At 67.7% G+C, this 19842-nt stretch carries 19 protein-coding genes; 8 read left to right on the top strand and 11 right to left on the bottom strand.

Annotation, left to right across the window (positions count from 1 at the left end; translation table 11 throughout):
- Window positions 1–3: 3 nt before the first annotated feature.
- The 6 genes from E3T37_RS17455 to trxA all read right to left on the bottom strand — a co-directional run bounded on the left by E3T37_RS17455 (window position 4) and on the right by trxA (window position 5765).
- Entirely contained in the window at window positions 4–1254 is a 1251-nt protein-coding gene (locus E3T37_RS17455) for an HAD-IC family P-type ATPase (protein WP_241975752.1), read from the bottom strand.
- The gene (locus E3T37_RS17450; protein ID WP_241975753.1) at window positions 1194–1574 is read right to left on the bottom strand and encodes a hypothetical protein; all 381 of its coding nucleotides are present in this window, start codon (window positions 1572–1574) and stop codon (window positions 1194–1196) included. Before E3T37_RS17450 ends, E3T37_RS17455 begins: the two co-directional genes overlap by 61 nt.
- A gap of 9 nt (window positions 1575–1583) precedes the next feature.
- Window positions 1584–2798, bottom strand: a complete 1215-nt coding sequence (locus E3T37_RS17445; protein ID WP_241975754.1) for an HAD-IC family P-type ATPase — start codon at window positions 2796–2798, stop codon at window positions 1584–1586.
- 83 nt (window positions 2799–2881) lie between these two features.
- Window positions 2882–3727: a polyphosphate kinase 2 gene (gene ppk2, locus E3T37_RS14660; RefSeq protein WP_198416052.1), complete on the bottom strand. Its 846-nt coding sequence runs from the start codon at window positions 3725–3727 to the stop codon at window positions 2882–2884.
- 333 nt (window positions 3728–4060) lie between these two features.
- Window positions 4061–5311: an MFS transporter gene (locus tag E3T37_RS14650; protein WP_166787161.1), complete on the bottom strand. Its 1251-nt coding sequence runs from the start codon at window positions 5309–5311 to the stop codon at window positions 4061–4063.
- 64 nt (window positions 5312–5375) lie between these two features.
- Window positions 5376–5765 carry a thioredoxin gene (gene trxA, locus E3T37_RS14645; protein WP_134368013.1) on the bottom strand — a complete coding sequence of 130 codons (390 nt, stop codon included), beginning with the start codon at window positions 5763–5765 and terminating at the stop codon, window positions 5376–5378.
- Between the two features lie 113 nt (window positions 5766–5878).
- Between trxA and E3T37_RS14640 the strand changes: the two genes are divergently transcribed.
- The 4 genes from E3T37_RS14640 to E3T37_RS14625 are packed head-to-tail and all read left to right on the top strand — an operon-like array spanning window position 5879 to window position 9352.
- Window positions 5879–7240 (top strand): rhodanese-like domain-containing protein, encoded by a 1362-nt coding sequence (locus tag E3T37_RS14640; protein ID WP_134368012.1) that lies wholly within the window; start codon window positions 5879–5881, stop codon window positions 7238–7240.
- A 4-nt stretch (window positions 7241–7244) separates the two neighbouring features.
- The gene (locus E3T37_RS14635) at window positions 7245–8309 is read left to right on the top strand and encodes a HoxN/HupN/NixA family nickel/cobalt transporter (RefSeq protein WP_198416051.1); all 1065 of its coding nucleotides are present in this window, start codon (window positions 7245–7247) and stop codon (window positions 8307–8309) included.
- Window positions 8309–8632, top strand: a complete 324-nt coding sequence (locus E3T37_RS14630; protein WP_134368011.1) for a rhodanese-like domain-containing protein — start codon at window positions 8309–8311, stop codon at window positions 8630–8632. Before E3T37_RS14635 ends, E3T37_RS14630 begins: the two co-directional genes overlap by 1 nt.
- 39 nt (window positions 8633–8671) lie before the next feature.
- Window positions 8672–9352, top strand: coding sequence for a PIG-L deacetylase family protein (locus E3T37_RS14625; RefSeq protein WP_134368010.1), 681 nt, complete (start codon window positions 8672–8674; stop codon window positions 9350–9352).
- A 193-nt stretch (window positions 9353–9545) separates the two neighbouring features.
- Here the strand turns inward: E3T37_RS14625 and E3T37_RS14620 are convergent, their stop codons facing one another.
- Window positions 9546–11180, bottom strand: a complete 1635-nt coding sequence (locus tag E3T37_RS14620; RefSeq protein ID WP_134368009.1) for an NAD(P)/FAD-dependent oxidoreductase — start codon at window positions 11178–11180, stop codon at window positions 9546–9548.
- Between the two features lie 123 nt (window positions 11181–11303).
- Here E3T37_RS14620 and E3T37_RS14615 point away from each other — a divergent pair, with 123 nt between their 5' ends.
- Complete coding sequence (locus E3T37_RS14615; protein ID WP_134368008.1) at window positions 11304–11681, top strand: helix-turn-helix transcriptional regulator; 378 nt, start codon at window positions 11304–11306, stop codon at window positions 11679–11681.
- On the top strand, window positions 11678–12175 hold the full coding sequence (locus tag E3T37_RS14610; RefSeq protein WP_134368007.1) for an SRPBCC domain-containing protein: 498 nt from the start codon (window positions 11678–11680) through the stop codon (window positions 12173–12175). Before E3T37_RS14615 ends, E3T37_RS14610 begins: the two co-directional genes overlap by 4 nt.
- 195 nt (window positions 12176–12370) lie before the next feature.
- Here E3T37_RS14610 and E3T37_RS14605 read toward each other — a convergent pair whose 3' ends face one another.
- The gene (locus E3T37_RS14605; RefSeq protein WP_134368006.1) at window positions 12371–13951 is read right to left on the bottom strand and encodes an alkaline phosphatase PhoX; all 1581 of its coding nucleotides are present in this window, start codon (window positions 13949–13951) and stop codon (window positions 12371–12373) included.
- A 123-nt stretch (window positions 13952–14074) separates the two neighbouring features.
- On the bottom strand, window positions 14075–15757 hold the full coding sequence (locus tag E3T37_RS14600; RefSeq protein ID WP_160141008.1) for an AarF/ABC1/UbiB kinase family protein: 1683 nt from the start codon (window positions 15755–15757) through the stop codon (window positions 14075–14077).
- A 176-nt stretch (window positions 15758–15933) separates the two neighbouring features.
- On the opposite strand from E3T37_RS14600, the gene E3T37_RS14595 reads away from it, so the two are divergent.
- Complete coding sequence (locus E3T37_RS14595; protein WP_134368004.1) at window positions 15934–16764, top strand: SDR family oxidoreductase; 831 nt, start codon at window positions 15934–15936, stop codon at window positions 16762–16764.
- A 23-nt stretch (window positions 16765–16787) separates the two neighbouring features.
- Here E3T37_RS14595 and E3T37_RS14590 read toward each other — a convergent pair whose 3' ends face one another.
- Window positions 16788–18923 (bottom strand): hypothetical protein, encoded by a 2136-nt coding sequence (locus tag E3T37_RS14590; RefSeq protein WP_134368003.1) that lies wholly within the window; start codon window positions 18921–18923, stop codon window positions 16788–16790.
- A 156-nt stretch (window positions 18924–19079) separates the two neighbouring features.
- On the opposite strand from E3T37_RS14590, the gene E3T37_RS14585 reads away from it, so the two are divergent.
- Complete coding sequence (locus E3T37_RS14585) at window positions 19080–19367, top strand: hypothetical protein (protein ID WP_134368002.1); 288 nt, start codon at window positions 19080–19082, stop codon at window positions 19365–19367.
- 42 nt (window positions 19368–19409) lie between these two features.
- Here the strand turns inward: E3T37_RS14585 and E3T37_RS14580 are convergent.
- The coding region (locus E3T37_RS14580; protein WP_174844104.1) for a DbpA RNA binding domain-containing protein at window positions 19410–19842 on the bottom strand (433 nt) is incomplete at its 5' end.

Here is a 19842-nt window from a genome sequence, read left to right as displayed (position 1 = left end):
TGACTACAAGTCCACCCGGTCGGCGGCCACGGGCAGAGCCACCTGGGCCGTGGCCGGCTCGGCGTATCGGGTCCGGGTCCGGGCCCGGATGAAGAACTTGCCCAGCTCGCCGAGCAGCAGCAGTGCCACGGCCGGCACCAGGCAGATCGCCCACTGGGCGCCGGTGAGGGGAACGGTGCCGAACACGTCCTGCAGCAGCCGGATCTGCGTGATCAGCATCGAGCCGATGACGGCCCGGGCGAAGGCCCAGAGCAGTCTCGAGTTGGACAACGTGGACGGCCCGAAGGCGCTCTCGGTGGGGTAGCGCAGGTTGAGCGCGACGCTGATGTTCATCAACCCGAGGCCGACGATGGCCATGGTCTGTTCGACCTCGAGCGAGTCATAGCTGGTCTTGCCGATCTGCACGAGGACCAGCGTCGCGGCGGCCATGAACAGCCCCACCAGGAGCAGCCGGATCATCATCGCGCGCACGATGATCGGTTCGTTGAACGGCCGGGGCCTTCGGTCCATGATGCCCGGCGTCGACAGGTCCAGGCCCATCACGGCGCCGATGGGTGCGACGATCGCCATGTGGATCCAGAGCACCTGGGCCGGGTCGAGCAGCGCCGTCCCCGCGATGGCGAAGGCCGACGAGCCGAGGAACGCCAGGATGAACATGAACAGGTTGGCAACCTGGACGCGAATGAACTTCTGCAGGTTGTCATAGACCAGCCGGCCCTGCTCGACCGCGGCCACGATGGTGGCGAAGTTGTCGTCGGCCAGGATCATCTTGGCCGCTTGCTTGGCGACGTCGGTGCCCGTGATGCCCATCGCGATCCCGATGTCGGTCGCAGCGATGGCCGGCGCGTCGTTCACGCCGTCGCCGGTCATCGCGACGATGTGGCCCTTGCGTTTGAGCACCTGCACGAGCCTGACCTTGTGCTCCGGGGCTACCCGGGCGATCACGCCGATCTCGTCCACCTGGCTGTCGGCCTCCGCGTCGCTCATGGCTGCGAACTCCGCACCGGTCACCGCGCGGCCCTCGATGCCCAGCTCCGCCGCAATCGCGGCCGCGGTGACGGCTTGGTCGCCGGTGATCATCCGCACCCGGATGCCGGCCCGCTTCGCCGTGGCGATCGCGGCCACCGCCTCGGCGCGCGGCGGGTCGACCTCGCCGATCAGCGCCGACAGTTCCAGATCCTGCATCAACGCCATCAGGCCGCCGGCCGGGTCGAACGTCGACGGGTCGAACTCGCGCTGGGCCAGGGCGAGCACCCGTCGACCCTGGCCGCGATCCGGTCGTTCTCGGCCAGCACCTTCTTGCGCGTCTCCGCGCTGAGGGGTTCCGCTCGGCCGCCCGGCATCCGTCCCGACGAAGACCGGGAGAGGAGCACGTCGGGGGCGCCCTTCACATAGGCCCGGATCACCGGCCGGCCGTCGGCCCCGGTCATCAGGTGGAAGGTGGCCATGAACTTGTAGTCGGAGTCGAACGGCACCGACGCCACGCGCGGATGACTCCGGCGGAACTCCCGCACGTCCATGCCGCCCTTCTGGGCGAGCACGTACAGGGCACCCTCGGTGGGGTCACCGACCACCTGGCCGTCCTAGATGTCGGAGTCGTTGCACAGTGCGCACGAGAACATCACGTAGTCCAGGTTGCGCTCGGCGTCGCCGGTCGTGCGCTGCACCTGACCGTCGAAGCTGTAGCCCTCCCCACTCACGGTGTAGTGGTGCTGCACGGTTGTGATCTCTCGCGCCGTCATCTGGTTCAGTGTCAGGGTTCCGGCCTTGTCGGAGTTGATGGCCGACGTGGAGCCCAGCGTCGGGGCCGCGGGCAGGACCTTCATGATGGCGTTCTTCCGGGCCATGTTGACCGAGCCCACGGACAGGATCGTCGTCACGACGGCAGGCAGCGCGTCGGGGATGGAGCCGACGGCCAGGGCCACGCCGATGCCGAAGAGCACCGTGAAGGATTCGCCCTGGATCAGGCCCATCACCACGATCGCCACGAAGGCGAAGAGTGCCGCGATGATGATGAAGATGGTGAGCCGGTCCACCTGCCTGGTGAGCGGGCTCTTCTCCACCTTCTGGCTGGCCAGCATGTTGGCGATGTGGCCGACCTCTGAGCCCATGCCCGTCGTGGTGACGAGGATTTCACCGTGGCCGCGGGTCACGTTGGTGTTCATGAACGCCATGTTGAGGCGGTCGCCGAGCGGCACGTCGGAACGCCCGATGGCCTCGGTGTTCTTCTCGACCGCCACGCTCTCGCCGGTCAGGGCGCCTTCCTCCACCTGCAGGGTCGCCGCCAGGATCACGCGGCCGTCGGCGGGCACGCGGTCGCCCGCATCGACGACCACGATGTCGCCCGGCACGATCTGGTCGGCGGGGATCTCGGCGATGTCGCCGTCGCGGCGCACCTTGGCCACCGACTTCATCATCTTCCCCAGGGAGGCCGCGGCCGCTTCAGCCTTGCCCTCCTGGTGGTATCCCAGCCAGGCGTTGAACAGCGTCAGCACGGCCAGCCCCACAGCGGTCCCGTACTCATTGATCAGCAGGCTGACCAGCACGGCGGCGACGAGCACGATCTGCATGTAGTCGCGATAGTGCTTGAAGAACCGCTTCCAGACCGGCTCCGGCTTGGCGGCGACCAGCGCGTTCGGGCCCTTCTCCTGCATCCGCTGCCGGGCCGTGTCGGCGCTCAGCCCCGTGGCCGGGTCCACCCCCAGCCGGCTCGCCACCTCCTCGGGTGTGAGTGCGTACCAGCTCGCCGCCGAGGCGGCAGCCGCGGGCCCTGCGGGGACTTCGTAACTGTGCTTCATGAGCTTCTCCTGATCACCTGTTCCCCCGTGTTTTCTCCCAGCAGTGACTTCTTCGGGCACCGCTGTCCAACGCGGGGCATCGCTCAGTACGGGGTTGGGATCTGCCGCATCATCAGTGTCGGTTCGCGGTAGTGGCCGGCCTTCTGCCGTTTCGGCAGCTCGACGTCGAGCCCGGGGAACGGTTCGTACGGCACCTGGCTGAGCAGGTGGCTGATAATATTGGGCCGGCCGCGCTTCTTGTCGTCGGTGTGTGCGACGTACCAGGGCGCCCAGGCGGTGTCGGTCGCCTCGAACATGGCGTCCCTGGCGCGCGAGTAGTCGTACCAGCGGCCGTAGGACTTGAGGTCCATCGGCGAGAGTTTCCAGGTCTTGCGGGGATCGTTGATGCGGCTCTCGAGTCGCCGGGTCTGCTCGTCCGCGCTGACCTCCAGCCAGTACGTGAGCAGGATGATCCCGGAGTCTTCCATCGCCTTCTCGACCAGCGGCGTCATGCTCAGGAAATGCTCGGTCTGTTCCGGCGTGCAGAAGCCCATCACGGGCTCGACGCCCGCGCGGTTGTACCAGCTGCGGTCGAAGATGACCACCTCGCCCGCGGCCGGGAAGTGCTCCATGTAGCGCTGGATGTGCATCTGGGACTTTTCCCGCTCGGTCGGGGTGGGGAGCGCCACCACCCGGAACACCCGGGGGCTGACCCGCTCGACGATGCGCTTGATCGTGCCGCCCTTGCCGGCCGTGTCGCGTCCCTCGAAGACGATGCAGATCTTGGCCCCGGTGGATTTCACCCACTCCTGCATGGCGACCAACTCGCCCTGCAGCGGGGCCAGTTCTGCCTCGTACTGCTTGCGGCGGAGCTTCGCCCCGTCCTGCGGTCGGAATTTTTCTTCTTCTTCTTGCCCATAACCGGCCTCCTTGTCGGAAGTGAAGAGCAACAGACCGCGTTCCCCAGTGTTGCCCGGGGTCGGCGACAGGGCAATCAAAAAAATCGCCCCTGAGGATACTCAGGGGCGACTTCTGTCTTTCTTTGAACTGATCAGCTGCCGGAGAACAGCCGGGCGAAGAAGCCCTTGGTCGGGGCGTCATTCTCGTGTCCGCGGCACCGCTCGGCGCCGGGGACGCCGCGCATCACCTGGTCGACGTGCTGACCGCACCCCGCCCATGTCGTTTTCCCGCACTTCTTGCACGTAACCGCTCGGCACATATGTTTCTCCTGTTCGTTGAACTCGTTAAAACCAAGATACCCCATGGGGTATACGGTCACCTATTCAGGCGGTCCGTGGGACGTGGTCGCTGCCGCGCATTCGGACGGCGACGATCAGCCCAGAGGCGGCGGTGAGGACCGCGACGACGGCGACCGCGGCGGGGATTCCGAAGGCGTCGGCCAGCAGGCCGGAGAGCAGCGCGCCCACGGCGAATCCGCCGTCACGCCACAGGCGGTAGATGCCCACGGATCGGGCTCGCCACTCCGGGTGGGCGACGTCCCCGATCGCGGCCAGCAGGGTCGGGTAGACCATGGCCGTTCCGGCGCCGAGCAGCACGGCGGCGACCAGCCAGATCTCGAAGCTGTGGCCGCCGGCGACCAGGCCGAGGGCGAGTGCCTGCACGATCATCCCGCCGACGATCAACCACTTGCGGCCGATCCGGTCGGACAGGCCGCCGGTGATGAGCTGGCCGGCTCCCCAGACGGCCGGGTAGACGGCCGCCAGGATGCCGATGCGCGCGATGCTCAGGCCGCCTGCGGCGAACAGGATCGGGAACAACCCCCAGGCCAAGCCGTCGTTGAGATTGTTGACCAGGCCGGCCTGGCTGACCGAGGACAGCGACCGGTCCCGGAAACTGGTGAGGGTGAACACCTGCCGGTTGCTCAGGTCGCCGCCGGCATGGGCGTGCACGGACACATGGCCGGCCGCCTCCGCTTTCGCGTGCTGGTGTGTTTCGCGCACGAAGACCACCGAGAGCCCGGTGCCCAGGGCGATGTAGACGGCGCCGAGCAGGAAGGGGCCGGGACGCAGCCCGTACTCGGCGGCGATGTACCCGGTGGCCAGGGCCGTGCTGGCCAGGCCCAGGTAGCCGGCCGCCTCGTTGAACCCCATGGCCAGGCCTCGCCGGTTCGGGCCGACGAGGTCCATCTTCATCATCACCGTGGTGGACCAGGTCAGTCCCTGGCTGATGCCGAGGATGACGTTGGCGGCCACGATCCAGCCCCAGGTCGGGCCGAAGATCAGCAGCAACGGCACGGGCAGCGCAATCAACCAGCCGGCGACGAGCACGGGCTTGCGCCCGAACCGGTCGGAGAGGGTGCCGGCGAAGTAGTTGGTGCCGGCCTTGGCCAGGCCGAACGCGACGATGTAGGTCAGCGCGCTCGTGTAGCGGTCGAGGTGGAAGACCTGGTCCGCCAGGAGCGGCAGGACCGTGCGTTCCTGGCCGAGGGTGCCGCCGACGAGGGCGTTGACGGCCACCAGCAGCATGAATTGGGGCAGGTTCTGCCGCAGGCCGAGCGCGACTGTTCCCAGCATCGGTACTCGTTCCGTCGCGGGGGTATTGCGGGCGCTCACGGCGGTCGGCTGCCGAGACTGCCGGTTAGGCGGAGGCCGGTTGGGCCTGGGCGGCGGCCTGCTGGGCGGCGATGGTGGTGCGCACCTCGTCCATGTCCAGGTTCCGCACACCCGCGATGAGCTCGTCCAGGGAAGACGCATTCAGCGCGCCGGGCTGGGAGAACACGAGCACCTTGTCACGGAAGGCCATCAGGGTTGGAATCGAGCGGATGCCGGCGGCGGCGGCCAGGCTCTGCTCTGCCTCGGTGTCGACCTTGGCGAAGGCGATGTCCGGGTGCTTCTCGGATGCCGCGGTGAAGGTGGGCGCGAACATGCGGCACGGGCCGCACCAGCCGGCCCAGAAATCCACCAGCACAATGCTGTTGGTCGTGATGGTCTCGTCGAACGTCTTCTCGGTGATGTCAATGGTTGCCATGCATCCAGAATATACCCCCTGGGGTATTTTGTGCAAGGACTTGCTTCCAGATACCCCGGGGGGTATGTTGGCCTGAAACCCGATCCGCATTCAGACCTGGAGGACTTCGAACCATGGACGTCATCGTTATCGAAACCCCGCAGTTGGGGGACCGCAGCTATCTGGTCCATGACGGCGCTGTCGCGCTGGTCATCGACCCCCAGCGGGACACCGACCGCGTGGAGAACGCGGCCCGTGAAGCCGGAGTCAGCATCACCCACGTCGCCGAGACTCACTTGCACAACGACTACGTGACCGGGGGTTTCGAGCTGGCTCGCTCGCACGATGCGAAGTACCTGGTCAACGCCGCCGACCCGGTGAAGTTCGAGCGGGAGCCCGTGACGGACGGCCAGGTCATCGCGGTCGGAAACCTGACGGTCACCGTTGTCGCCACCCCGGGTCACACCCACACGCACGTCTCCTACATCGTCAGCGACGGCACCACCGAGGCCGTGTTCTCCGGCGGCAGCCTGCTGTTCGGATCCGTCGGGCGCACCGACCTGGTCGCGGCCACCGACACGGTCGGACTCACCCACGACCAGTACGCCTCGGTGCGCAAGCTCGTGCACGAGGCCGAGCATGACGCCGCCCTCTTCCCGACCCACGGGTTCGGCTCGTTCTGCTCCAGCGGCCCGGCGACCGGCGCAGGCTCCTCCACCATCGGAGAACAGCTCACGGCCAACCACGCCCTGACCGATGCCGATGAGGAGCACTTCGTGCGCGACCTCATCGCCAACCTCACCGCCTACCCGTCGTACTACGCGCACATGGCGCCCGCCAACACCCAGGGTCCGGGCCCGGCGAACCTGCAGGTGCCCGAGTCCCTGGACGCCGCCGAACTCACCCGCCGGCTCGCCGACGGGGAATGGGTGATCGACCTGCGCAACCGGGTCGCGTTCTCCAGCAACCACCTGCAGGGCGCCGTGAGCTTCGAATACGGCAACGGATCCAACTTCACCACCTATCTCGGCTGGGTTCTGCCCTGGAACGAGCAGCTCACCCTCGTCGGCGCCCACGCCGACGTCGAAGACGCGATCCGTGACCTGTCCAGGATCGGCATCGATTCCCCGGATGCCGCCATCGGCACCGACCCGCACGCCCTGGCCCCGGACGCCCCGCTCGCCTCCTACGACCGCGTGGGCTGGGACGGGATGCTGCAGGGCCGTGCGGCCGAAGACGTGCTCCTGGACACGCGTCGAATCGACGAGTTCGCCGCGTCCCACCTGCTCGGCGCCGTTAATGTTCCCCTGCACGAGATCCTGTCCCGGATGGACGAGATCCCCGCGGGCAAGGTCTGGGTGCACTGCGGTTCCGGCTACCGGGCTGGCGTCGCTGCCAGCCTGTTGCAGCGCGCCGGACGGGACGTCGTCCACGTCGACGCGAACTTCGGCGACGCCGAGGCTGCCGGAGTCACGATGGCCGCGCAGGCCGCCTGATCCCGTGACGGTGCTCCGAACGGCCGCCCTCCCGGCCGAGAAGCGAAGCCTCCTCGGCATGGGGGCGGCCGTTCTGGCCCTCCACGTCATCGGCTGGGGCACCCTGTTCCTGTTGGTGCTGCCGCACCTGGCGCGGTCCGGCGGCAACACCGCCGTCCTGCTCGGGCTGGCGGTCAGCGCCTACCTGCTGGGGGTTCGGCACGCCTTCGACGCCGACCACATCGTCGCGATCGACAACACCACCCGCCGGCTGGTCGCCGCCGGGCGCCGTCCCGTCTCGGTGGGGTTCTGGTTCGCGCTGGGGCACTCCACCGTCGTCCTGGTCTCCGTGGTGCTGCTGGTCGTCGGCATCAACGCCTTCGCCGGCAGCCTCGCGGACGAGGGTTCCGCGCTCCGCCAGGTCACCGGCGTGTGGGGCGCCGCCGTCTCCGGCGGGTTCCTCATCCTGATGGGGGCCCTCAACCTGTCTTCCCTGAAAGGTCTGCGACAGGTGCTGCGGGACATCCGCGCCGGGCGGTTCGTGCCGAGCGAACTCGACAGGCACCTGGACAACCGCGGCCTGGTCAACCGGCTGCTCCGACCGATGTCACGGCTCGTGGATGCCCCCTGGAAGATGTTCCCGATCGGGGTGCTTTTCGGCCTCGGCCTGGACACGGCGGCATCCGTCAGCCTGTTCGTCTTCGCCGGCGCCCTCACGCCGGAGCTGCCCTGGTATGCGGCCGTGGTCCTCCCGGTCGTGTTCATGGCCGGGATGACCCTGTTCGACAGCGCGGACGGAATCCTGATGAACCACGTCTACCAGTGGGCATCCGTCGACCCGCTGCGGAAGGTGTACTACAACCTGATCGTGACCGGCGTGTCCGTGTTCGTCGCCTTTTTCGTCGGCGGGATGGGCCTGATGTCCATGCTCGCGGACCTCGGAATCGGCGGCGGAACCGCGGACCTGTTCGCGGCGGTCGACCTTGAATTCTTCGGCGTGATCCTGATCGGCGCCTTCGCGCTGGCCTGGCTCTCCGCGACCCTGTGGTGGAGATTCCGCTCCGCCCCTTCACCCGAAAGGCACCCATGATGGAAATCACCCCGCAGCAGGTCTTCGCCCGGCTGGCCGACACCCCACTCGCCGACGCCCAGATCGTCGACGTTCGGGAAACGGCGGAGCTCGCCGACGGCATGATCGACGGCGCCATCCACATCCCGCTCAGTACCGTTCCCGAACGCCACGGCGAGTTGGACAGGGCCAGGCCGGTCATCGTGGTCTGCCGCAGCGGCCGCCGGAGTGCCAGCGCGGCCGATCAGCTGTCCCAGGTGGGGTTCGACGCGTATACGATGGCCGGCGGCATGCTCGAGTGGGCGGCCCTGGGCTTCCCGACGGTCGTGCCCCTCACGCACTGACTGACGCACTGGGCCAGGGTGGGCGGTACTGTCGAGACCATGCCGCATCCCACTGCCAGCTCTCTCCCCACCTGGTCCTCCGTGCTCGTGGTCGTCGCGCACCCCGATGACGAGTCATTCGGGCTGGGCGCGATCCTCAACGCCTTCTCCGGTGCCGGAGCCGGAGTCGACCTGCTCTGCTTCACCCAGGGGGAGGCGTCCACGCTGCACGGAGTCCCCGGGGACCTCGCCCAGGTGCGCAAGGCCGAGCTGGATGCCGCGGCGTCGGCCCTGGGCGTGCAGCGGACCACGCTCCGCGACTACGCGGACGGTGCGCTCGACGCCGTGAATCTGGACACTCTGGCGGCGGAGGTGGTCGCCGCGGCCGAATCCGCGCGTCCCGACGGGCTTCTGGTCTTCGACGACTCCGGCGTGACCGGTCACCCCGACCACGTTGCGGCCACGGCGGTCGCCCTGGCCGCGGCAGAGACCCTGAACCTCCCGGTCCTGGGCTGGACCCTTCCGGGCAGCGTGGCGCTGGACCTGAACCGGGAATACGGAGCCGCCTTCACGGGGCACCCCGACGCCGAGATCGATCTGCGGATCAGCGTCGACCGGGAGAGGCAGCACGCCGCGATCCAGGCTCACGCCAGCCAGGCCGTGCCCGGAAGCGTGTTGTGGCGCCGGCTGGAACTGCTCGGCGACGCCGAGAACCTCCGCTGGCTGCGCCCGCCGACCTGACCACCCCGCTCCCACCCCCCTCGCGAACCAATTCGACGGAGATTTTCGCCTAAAACCCCCTTTTTGGAGTGTTCTGGGCCGATCCGGGCAAAATCTCCGTCGAATTCGTCAGGGACGGACGTGCTCTGAGGCGTCACGCCTCAGAACGTCCTCCGCGCATCCTCATCGGCCACGTCCGTGACGACTCACTCGACTAGTGATGCCGCTTGGCCGGCATGAACATCGTGAAGTTCAGCCTGAGGAACCGGACGAACTGAACGAAGAGGTTGCTGCGCCGACGCAACTCCCTCGCGTCGGGCAGCGGGGCGGTGTCGATTCGATGCTGTGCGTTGTCCATGGGGTTCTCCTGGAGCCGGGTCTCGGTTATTTCGGGGATCAGATACCAGAGCGGGTACGCCTTGGCCTTGTAGATGAACATGGTGTGCAGCACTCGCTTGACCCAGTGGGCGGCGAGACCGATGTCGCCGGTTGTCTCCTTCGGATCCCGTCCGCCCGTGTTCGGGTGGCGGGCGTGGTCGGGCACGATCGGGGACATCGACATGGCCGCCGCGGTGCCGGAGAGGATCCCGGTGCCGGTGGAGGCGATGCAGGCAGCCGCCATCTCTCCCATTGACCCGTGGTGGGTGGGCTCCGTCGCTCCGGTGAGGATCATGTCCGCGATCGTCAGGGCGACGATCTTGCCCATCGCGCCCGACGGCATGCCGGTGCGCGGGGGAGAAGGCGCGATGGCGACGTCGCCCGGTGTGGCGTAGGGGCGGGAGATGGCATGCGGCGGGGCGAAGGCGATCCCGACGCCGAACACGTTCCGGTACGAGGGCGTCTGGTAGGTTCTCGGCCAGTCCTGCGCCGTCCACTGCTCGTAGGGCTTGGCCTCGTAGTTCGCGTCGACGCGCATGAACCCGCTGGGGGCGAAGACCTTGTCGGTGATCTCGACGCCGTCTCGGTCGAAGGCCGTTAGCTCGACCCCGCGGAACGGGGGCAGGAGCATCGCAAAATCGAACGACTGAGTGTTCTCTGATCCGTCGATCTGGGTGTAGTGGATCAGTCCCGGCTCGATCCCGGTGACGGCGGCCTGGGTGATCGCCTTCATCGTGCGTTCCCGGAAGAGCGACTCCATCCACGCCTCGCTGGTGACGCGCCGGCCCCCAGTGGAGAAGGTCATGCCGCCCACGCCGACGTCGCCGAGTTCGTGCTCGTTGGTGAGGTAGATCACCTGGGCCAGGTCGCGAACCCCGGCGTTCCGCAGCTCCTGCTCCACGTTGAAGGCGTACTCGAAGGCGGCGCCCTCGCAGGTGCAGGTACCGTGTCCGACGCCCACGACGAGCGTCTGAGGGGTGCCCGCCCTGAGTGTGGCGATGACCTCCGCGAGCCGGGCGGCGGCATCCACCGCATGGCTCGGAGTGCACACCGACACGGTGTTCCCGGCATCCGGGCCCAGACCGGGCGTGGCCTCGAAATTGAGTTTCGGCCCGGTGGCGTTCACCAGGTAGTCATAACGGATGCGCTCCGTCCGGCCCACGCGCGCGGGGTCGGTGTAGACCACGTCGACGGCGCCGCGGGGGCTTTCCGCATCGCCCTCCGGGTAGAGCGTCACCGCCTTCGCCTGCCGGAAGCCGATGCCCTTGCGCCGGTAGATCGGGGCCAGCGGGAAGACGACCCTGGACGGGCTCATCCTGCCGACCCCGACCCAGATGTTGGAGGGGATCCAGTTCCACTTCGAATTGGGCGACACCACGACGACCTCGTGGCGCTTGCCGAGACGCTTCTTCAGATAGAGCGCTGCGGTGTGGCCGGATACCCCGGCTCCCAGGACGACGACATGTGCCATTTCAGACCCCACATTTTCAGTAACGGTGCTGTTGCGTCGACACCACCCCTATACCCGTGGGGTATCTATGGATCGGAAATAATGCTTGCGCCTCGGTGCCCAGGAGGTCTAAAGTACAACCAAATGGTTGCACAAAACATGCAGGACGACGAAGTGGATCGCATCTTCCAGGCGCTCGCCGATGCGACCCGCCGGGACATCGTGGTGCGCGTCGCGCAGCGCGAGCAGTCGGTGACGGCGCTCGCCGCGAGCTACGCCATGAGCTTCGCCGCGGTGCAGAAGCACGTGGCGGTGCTGGAACGCGCGTCCCTCGTCGTCAAGGAACGCCGGGGAAGGGAGCAGATCGTGCACGGAAACCTCGAGACCGTGCGCCGGGCGGCCCGCCTGCTCGAGCACTACGAGGAAGTGTGGCGGTTTCGCGCCCAGAGCATTAGCGACATCCTGCGGGAAGACCCCAATGAACCAGGAAATGAACAGGATCGAGAAGGAGAGAAATCATGACCGTCGTTAGTTCACAAACCGACACCGAGGCGCTCACCCTCACATTCGTGGCCGATTTCGACGCGAGCGTGCAGCGGGTGTGGCGCCTCTGGCAGGACCCTCGCCAGCTCGAGCGGTGGTGGGGCCCGCCGACCTGGCCGGCCACCTTCGAGCGGCACGACTTCGTGCCCGGCGGCCGGTCGAATTACTTCATGACCGGCCCGGAGGGCGAGAAGGGGGCCGGCTGGTGGGTGACCACGCTGATTGAGCCGCCGCACCGGTTGGAGTTCGAGGACGGGTTCGCCGACGAGAACGGCGATCCGGTCGCCCAGATGGGCTCGGTGCGGGCGGTGGTGACCCTGGACGAAGCCGGAGGGCGCACCCGAATGACCATGGTGTCCACGTTCGAGAGCCTGGACCAGCTGCAGAAGATGACCGAGATGGGCATGGAAGAGGGCATGCGGCAGGCACTGGGGCAGATCGATACGCTGCTCGCCGAGGACGTCAGCGCCTGAGCGGGTGCCTGATCGTGCCGCAGTCCTCGGCAGGCTCCCACTCGCGGCCCACCCTGGGGACGCGGGCGCCCGTTAGACCATGCGCCGCCGGTCACAGGGTGCGCCACGAACCGCGGGTTCGCTCTCACACACGAGAGATGCCCCGGTTGCTGGCGGCAACCGGGGCATCTCTCGTGGTGCGGAACGGGTTGCGGGCTAGTCCCGGTCGTTCTTGCCGTCGTGCCGGTCGTCGCCGTGCGAGTCCGCGGCGGCCGCGGTGTGCAGCTCCCACGTCACGTTGTCGCCGTGCTGCTGGGTCCAGAACGTGCGCCAGTCGCCGCCCATCATCTGCGGGGTCTGGGCGCCGAGGATTCCGGCGGCCGTCGGGTCACCGTTGGAAACGTGGATGCCCGTGATCTCGTTGTCGCCGTCGTTGTAGCCGGGGCTGGTGTTGTGGTCGTAGGTCGCGGAGGCGTCGCGGCCCTCGGCCAGCCAGCGCACGGCCTCCGGAGCCTTCTTGCCCTTCCCGGCGAGGTCCAGAAGGTAGCCGGAGTCGAGGGCGTCGCGCTGGGCGTGCAGGGAGTCGCCGGCATCCTCGACCACCATCAGCTTGTCCTTGCTCGCGAACTGGATGTTGTCCAGGCCCGTGTGCTCCAGGTCGCCGAGGAACGCGGGGGACAGCTTGCCGGTCTGCGCCGTCGGAGACGACTGGCTCAGGCGGAACACGCCGCCGAAGGCGCCCGGGAGGGTGCTGCCCTTGTCGGTGTCGCCGGTCTCGGTGAAGTAGAACTCGCCGAAATTCGTTCCGGGGCGGAAGACGCCGTTCTCGGGACGTTTGAACGGGGTGGCGCCGGCGGCCGCGGCGGCAGCGGTCGCGCTGTTGTTGGCCCCGGTGGTGACCGTGACCCACGTCGTGTTGAATGACGCACCGTAGCTGTGCAGGTCGGTGACGAACTGGTCGGACGGGTTGTCCGCGAGCTGCTTGGCCGTGACGGGGGAGCCGTCGGCACGGTTCACCTGCAGGGCCTGCAGGGTGCCGGTGGACAGGTCGCCCGCCTTCGTCGGGGTGAAGCGGTAGACGTAGCTGTTGGGGACCTTGCCGCCGGCCTTCTTGGCGCCGCCGATGTCCTCAACCAGCCACACGTTGCCGGCGGAGTCGTTCTGAATGCCCTCATAGCCGCCGGAGCCGAGCGCCGGGAGCGGCACGATCTTGCCGTCGACCGGGTCGCCCTTGTCATCGAGGGTGATGCCGAAGACGCCGCCCTTGGGCGCCGTGGCTTCGGCGGCCAAGAGGAGCTGGTGTGTGAACGGATCCCAGGTGATGCCGTCGAAGGTGGGAACGGCGGCCCCGTCCGAACGGGTGTCCGCGATCAGGGTGACCCTCTTGGTCAGGTCCTTTTCGTCGAGATCGATGCGGGTGACGTAGCCCTGCGGTCCGCCTTCGTGGCCCTGGAACAGGTAGTGCTTTGCGCCGAAGACGAGGTAGACGTTCTTGTCCGGCTCGGTCTTGAACGCCTCTTTCGCGTCCTGAGTCAGCGGTCCGCCGTTGGCCGTGTTGTACCCGTAGTGGGACACTCCGCCGTGCGGGTTTGCCAGTGGAAGCTGGCCGTAGGCAACGGGGCTCTGCTCGAGGCCGGCAGCGAGCACATTGTTCTGGACGCCGAACGCGGAGTTGGCTGCGACTCCGGCGGTGCCCGAGTCCGGCGTCGCCGTCGCGGGAAGCGAGGCTGTGGTGAGCACGGCCAGACCCAGTCCCAGGCCCACCGCCGTGGTCACACCGATTTTCGTGAACTTCATCGTGTCCTCCTCNGGGGGGGGGGGCTGGTGCCCGACCCGCAGATCAGACAAGTCCGCCCAGGTTTCCGGCAGGTGACGGAGACCTGTACGGGGTCTGCCCGGGGGCGGAACAAACACGCGGTGTCACCTTATCCGCTCCAGCCGCACCAGGGCCAGCCTGGTGTTGATGGCGATGAATGCCACCAGGCCCGCTGCCGCAACCGAGCCGATCACCAGCAGCGGGCCGCGAACCCGGGACAGCCATCGATTGTCGGTGGAGCCCAGCACGCCGATCGCATTGATCAGCGACGCCAGCAGCATCCCGGCCACCAGGCGCTCGCTGATGTCTTCCACCCGGCGCACGTAGGGTTCGGCCTGTTCCGGGTCGATGCTGATGCCCATGCCCTCCTGCTCGTAGCGGTCCAGGATCCGGGTCAGGCGTGCGGGCAGGGGGAGCCCCAGGTCGGCCACGTCCAGAAAGCCGGTCAGGAGCCTCCCCCCGAGGTACGACGGCTGCAGTCTGCGCTGCAGGAGGTCGAGTGCGTAGGGCTTGAGTGCGGTGCTGATGCTGAACTCCGGGTCGAGCACCAGTCCCGTGCCCTCGCACATCACGAGCATCTTCGACACCATCGCCACCGCGGGCGGAACCTGCAGGTGGTACCGGCGCATCAGGTCCATGACTGCCGTGATCAGCTCGCCCGCGGGCAGTTCCTTGAGCGTCAGCCCGGTGTACCGGTCGATGATCCGCGCCAGCGCCTCGGCGAAATCCGTGCGATCGATGCGGCCTGGCGGCGGGGCCAGCCGGAGCAGCATCGCGGCGAGCCGGTCGGAATGCTGCAGGGACAGCGCGATCACCACGTCGATCAATTGATTACGGATGTTGTCGGTCAGCGACCCCACCATGCCGTAGTCGAGCAGACCGATCACCCCGTCCGGCTGAACGAGCATGTTGCCGGGATGGGGATCGGCGTGGAAGAACCCGTCGCGCAGCACCATGTCGAGGATCACCGTCGTGGCCCGATCGGCCAGCGCGCTGCGATCGACGCCGAGCAGGTCCAGCGCGTCCACATCGGTGATCTTGACGCCCGACAGGCGCTCCTCGGTGAGCATCCGGGTGGTGGTGCGCGACCAGTCGATGCGCGGAATGTGCAGCCCGGGGCTTTGCGCGAAGTTCGCCTGGATTCGCTCGGCGTTGCGTCCCTCGGCTTCGAAATCGAGCTCCCCCCTCAGCTGCCGGCTGAACTCCTCGAAGAAACCCGCCACCCCGAGTTCATTGATGGACGGCGACTGTCTCGCCAGCTCGCGCACGACGTTCTGCAGGATCTCCAGGTCGGCGTTGATCGTGTGGACGATCCCCTCGCGCTGGATTTTCACGACCACCCGTGACCCGTCGGGCAGCACCGCGCCGTGGGCCTGGGCGAGGGACCCGCTTCCGACGACCTCCTCGTCGAAGGACAAGAACGCCTCGTCGATCGGGGTGCCCAGCTCCCGGGCGATGAGGCGCCGGGTCTGGTCTATCGGCATCGGCGGGTCCTGGTCCTGAAGCTTCGCCAGCTGGGTCGCGAGGTCCGGGTGCACGAGGTCTGGCCGGGTCGACAGGATCTGGCCGAGCTTGATGAAGGTCGGGCCGAGTTCCTGCAGGGTGCGACGGATGATCTCCGGTGATTCGAAGGCTTCGTCGTGGGGCGGTCCGTCCGGCGTGAAAGCGTCGAGGAATCCCGGTTTCAGGATCCGCCGGGCCAGCCCCGACCGCGCGGCGAGCAGGTGAAAGCCGTTGCGGGAGAGAATCCGAACGATTTCTGCCTGTCGGTCGAGGTGGAGGGCCATGCCCAGAGCTTGAGGGGATTCGGTGGAATCCGCAATACTCGCACTCATCGGCGCAAACGTGAGGGCCTGGACTGGCTTCCCGGAGTTGATTTCCCGCTGGACCTGGACCACGGTGGACGCGAAGAGGCACGGGACGGCGCGTCCCGTGATGATGAGGCCCTGGAGGTCCGGTTCCCATGAGCGTTCAGAAGCGAATCGTTGTCTGTATCGGCACCGGCGGGATGGGGCTGGCGGCGGTTCGCCGCACGGGTCTCGGTGCCACGGTTGTGCTTGCCGACTTCGACGAGGTCGCGCTGCAGGCGGCGGCCGACAGACTTCGCGGCGAGGGCTTCGACGTCGTGGTACACCTCGTCGACGTCGCGCAGGCGAAGTCGGTGCACAGGCTGGCGACGGATGCCGCGGCCCTGGGCCCGGTGAGCACCGTCATCCACACCGCCGGACTCTCACCCGTTCAGGCCTCCGTCGACGCGATCCTGACGGTGGACCTGCTCGGCACCGCCCTCGTCCTGGACGCCTTCGGCGCGGTGATCGCGCCCGGTGGTTCCGGGGTCTTCATCGCCTCGATGGCGGGCCATCTGGCCCGGCTCACCCCGGAGCTGGAGGTGAAGCTGGCGATGACGCCCACGGCAGAGTTGCTCCGGCTGGCCGAGCTGGAAGTGAGCGGGATCACCGACTCCGGTGCCGCGTACTCCCTCTCGAAGCGGGCGAACGCGGTGCGGGTGTGCGCGGCGTCGGTGGCCTGGGGCGAGCGGGGTGCCCGCGTGAACTCGATCAGCCCGGGGATCATCTCGACACCCATGGGCGCCCAGGAGCTCGCGGGTCCCAATGGTGAACAGATGCGGGGCATGATCGCGGGCAGCGCGACCGGCCGGATCGGAACGCCGGCTGACATTGCCGCGGCCGTCGCCTTCCTGACCGGTCCGGACTCCACCTTCATCACCGGAACCGACCTGCTCGTCGACGGCGGCGTGATTGCCTCACTGACGACGCGAACCCAGTCCGCCTAGTGGCACCGGGTCACGGCACCGGCTCACGGCACCAGGGAATCCACCCAGGCGGCGACAATCAGGAAGTCGAACGTCTCGTAGGGGAACCCCTGGTCCAGTGAGCGGAATACCTTCGCGATCAGCAGGTCCCGCTCCTGCTCGCCCAGCTTTCCGAGTTCCGCGGCGCTGACAATGCCCTCCTTGAGGAGTGCGGATACGAGTTCCACTTTGTACGTGCTGTGCAGAGGCCCCGCCCACGGCAGGAGCGAGAGGGTTTCCGTGCGGTTCGCGAGTTCGGAGATGTCCAGCAGAAGCGCCGTGTGCAGCCGGCTGGCCCCGAGATGGTCGCTGAGCTCCGCCCTGGTTCCCACGAAAGTCGACAGATGAAGCGGGCTGCTGATGCCGAGGTCGGCGAACTTCTCCCGGTAGGGCGCGAGCGGGTCCAGATCCCAGAAGTCGGTGCGGGGTATGCGCGCCAGCTTCTGGAACCGGGGATCGGGGTGCAGCTCGACCAGCATCGGGTCCTTCCAGACGAAGTTGCGCGGTCGCTCGGCGATCATCGCGTACTCGAGGTGCTCGAGGGCGAGATTCCGCAACTCTTCCTTCCATTTCTCGTTCGTCTGCTCCCGGCTTTGGGCGTAGAGCATGCACGCCAGGTCGTAGCGCACCCAGGGCGAGGCAGACATGCCGGCTTCCTTGATCCGGCCATTGATCTCGGCGAGGTCCTGTGACCCGCCCAGGGCGACGTAGCCGGTGGCGGCCACCAGTCGCATGTTCTGTTCCAGCAGGGTGAGTTCTGGCCCCCGACTGCCCTCCGCGCCTCTGCTGCCATCGATCAGGCGCACCAGTTGCAGAGCCCGCTCCCTCGCGTGGCTCACCTGCGGAGTGGTACTCGGGTCGGACCCTTGATCCGGGATCGACGCGAGGTTCTCCACGGTGATCACATAGTTCAGGAGCACCCGTCGGTAGTGCATCGCAAAATCCGCGGCCACGGGATCCGTCTCGGTGGGAACGGGGAATGCGGGGGTCCGCGACCACCACGGCGACCTGTGCGCGGGCTGGTGCTTCGCCTCCAGATGGTCCGCTTCATTGCTGAGCCAGTCGGCGTAGCGCCGGAGCTCCTCGAACTCCGTTGCGGAGCGGTGCTGTCTGAACTGAAGCAGGAGCCTCGCGGCGTGGCTGTTCGGGTCGAGGTTGACGGCGCTGCTCAGGAGCCGGAGAGCACTCGCGGCACGGTCGTCGTCGTAGAAATCGGTGGACGCGACGTAGTGCAGTCCGAGCGCACGCCAGGATGATGCGCCGGCGAGCCCCTCAAGATCCGTGTAGCCCTCGGTGAGGGCCGTCAGCGCGAATGCCGCCACGAACTTGTCCAGGTCGACGTCGCCGCCCCCATCGACCTCGGTCAATCTCAGCTCGTCACGGTTGATGGCCGTGGCGTCAACCTGCCGGCCGTGGCGGGTCAGGCTCACGGCGAGATTGTCCTGGCTCGTGGCATCCACCCACAGACGCCAGGGAGCGGTGCCGAAGACGAAGGTCGAAACGGCCTGCAGCACGGCCAGCACCTTGCCCGGCAGCACGCCCGAGAGCGACGCATCGGAGAGGACCTCGACGTCGCTCCCGATCGCGAAGTGCAATCCTTCGGGTTTGCTCCCGCCGAGCCCGGTCAACAGGACCATGACATTCCTCGTGCGCGACTCGACGGGTTTGCCGGTGTCGTCGCGGACCTGAACGGAGATCCGGCGGTCGGTGGCCAGCCCGCGGGAGAAGGCGGCCGTGCCGGCGACGACCGCAAGGGTCCCGGCAGCGGCCAACAGCCAGCGGGCCCCGGCGCCGCCCGCCCACGAGACCACCGCCACGGCTCCGGTCAGGATCAGTGCGAGTCCCCACCCTTTGAATCGATTCACGGTTGTCTGGCTGGTCCTGCCCCTCCACATGATCGGGATGAACGCGAGCAGCCGGGCGAGGACGAGGGCAAGCGCGGCCAGCATGAGCATTGCCCACCCCGGCGACGCGAGCGGTGCCAGCCAACTGTCGAAGAAGCCGTTCCAGGTCTCGGACCAGCGCTCGGCCCAGGTCAGGCCGTCCGGCGCATCCGTGGCTGCCTGCGCCGTGCACCCGGTCAGGAACGTCGTTGCCGCGACGACCAGCGCACCACCCTTCACCACAGATCGCATGCTCATCTCCCGCCGTGAGATCCGAGAATGCGTCCTGCCCTCGGGCCTACGCCCAGTGTTCCTCGAATCCGGGTTGTGTCATAGCCGCATTGTGCGAGGACGACCTTCGGTCCTTACTGGTGTCAGTACTCGTGAGAAGCCGTCGCCAGAAGGAGAGAAGTCATGTTCGCTCGAGTCAGCACCTATCGGACAGGGCCGGAAACCGTCGTGGACCACACCGAGGAGACCGTTGCGCGGGTGCTGGCAATCCCCGGATGCCGCGGGGTCTACTTTCTAACCAGCCTGGAGGAGGGCAAGGCCCTGTCGATCACCCTGTGGGAGACGACGTATGCCCTCGCGGCGAGCCGGGAGGCAGCGAGTGCCGTCCGCGCCGACAGCAGCGCGGAGCAGGCCATGCAGATCATCGACGTGGAGGAGTTCGAAGTGGCCAACAGCGGCCTCGCGGGCTGAGCCGGCTACTCCGAGCCCCTCACGTCGTTATCAGCGTCGCGACTAGTCGCGAGGCCGGCGCGGCGGGCGTTCGGCCCGGTCCTCACGGCGCACCGGGCCGCCGTCGGCGCGGATCTCGATCAGCTTGCCGCTGATGCGGGTGTTGTCCAAGCGGGCCAGAACGTCGCTGGGAAGGTCGGCGGGCAGTTCGACGAGCGAATACTCGGGGTTGATCTGGATGTGACCGAAGTCCTCGCGGCTCAGGCCACCCTCGTTGGCGAGCGCTCCGACGATCTGCCGGGGCTCCACCTTGTGGCGCTTGCCGACCTCGATCCGGTACGAGGCCATCGACCGGTTGCTGTCGCGGGGGCGTCGTTCCACGCGCTCCACGCGTTCGCCGCGTTCGCCGCGTTCGCCGCGGTCGTCACGGCGGTCACCGCGACCGGCATCGGCGCGGGCGCGCTCGGCGCGGTCGCCGCGGTCGGCACGCTCGGGC

Origin of the sequence: Cryobacterium sp. TMT2-10 (assembly GCF_004403075.1) — a bacterium.
Lineage (GTDB): Bacteria > Actinomycetota > Actinomycetes > Actinomycetales > Microbacteriaceae > Cryobacterium > Cryobacterium shii.
This window is presented reverse-complemented; position numbering and strand designations above follow the sequence as displayed.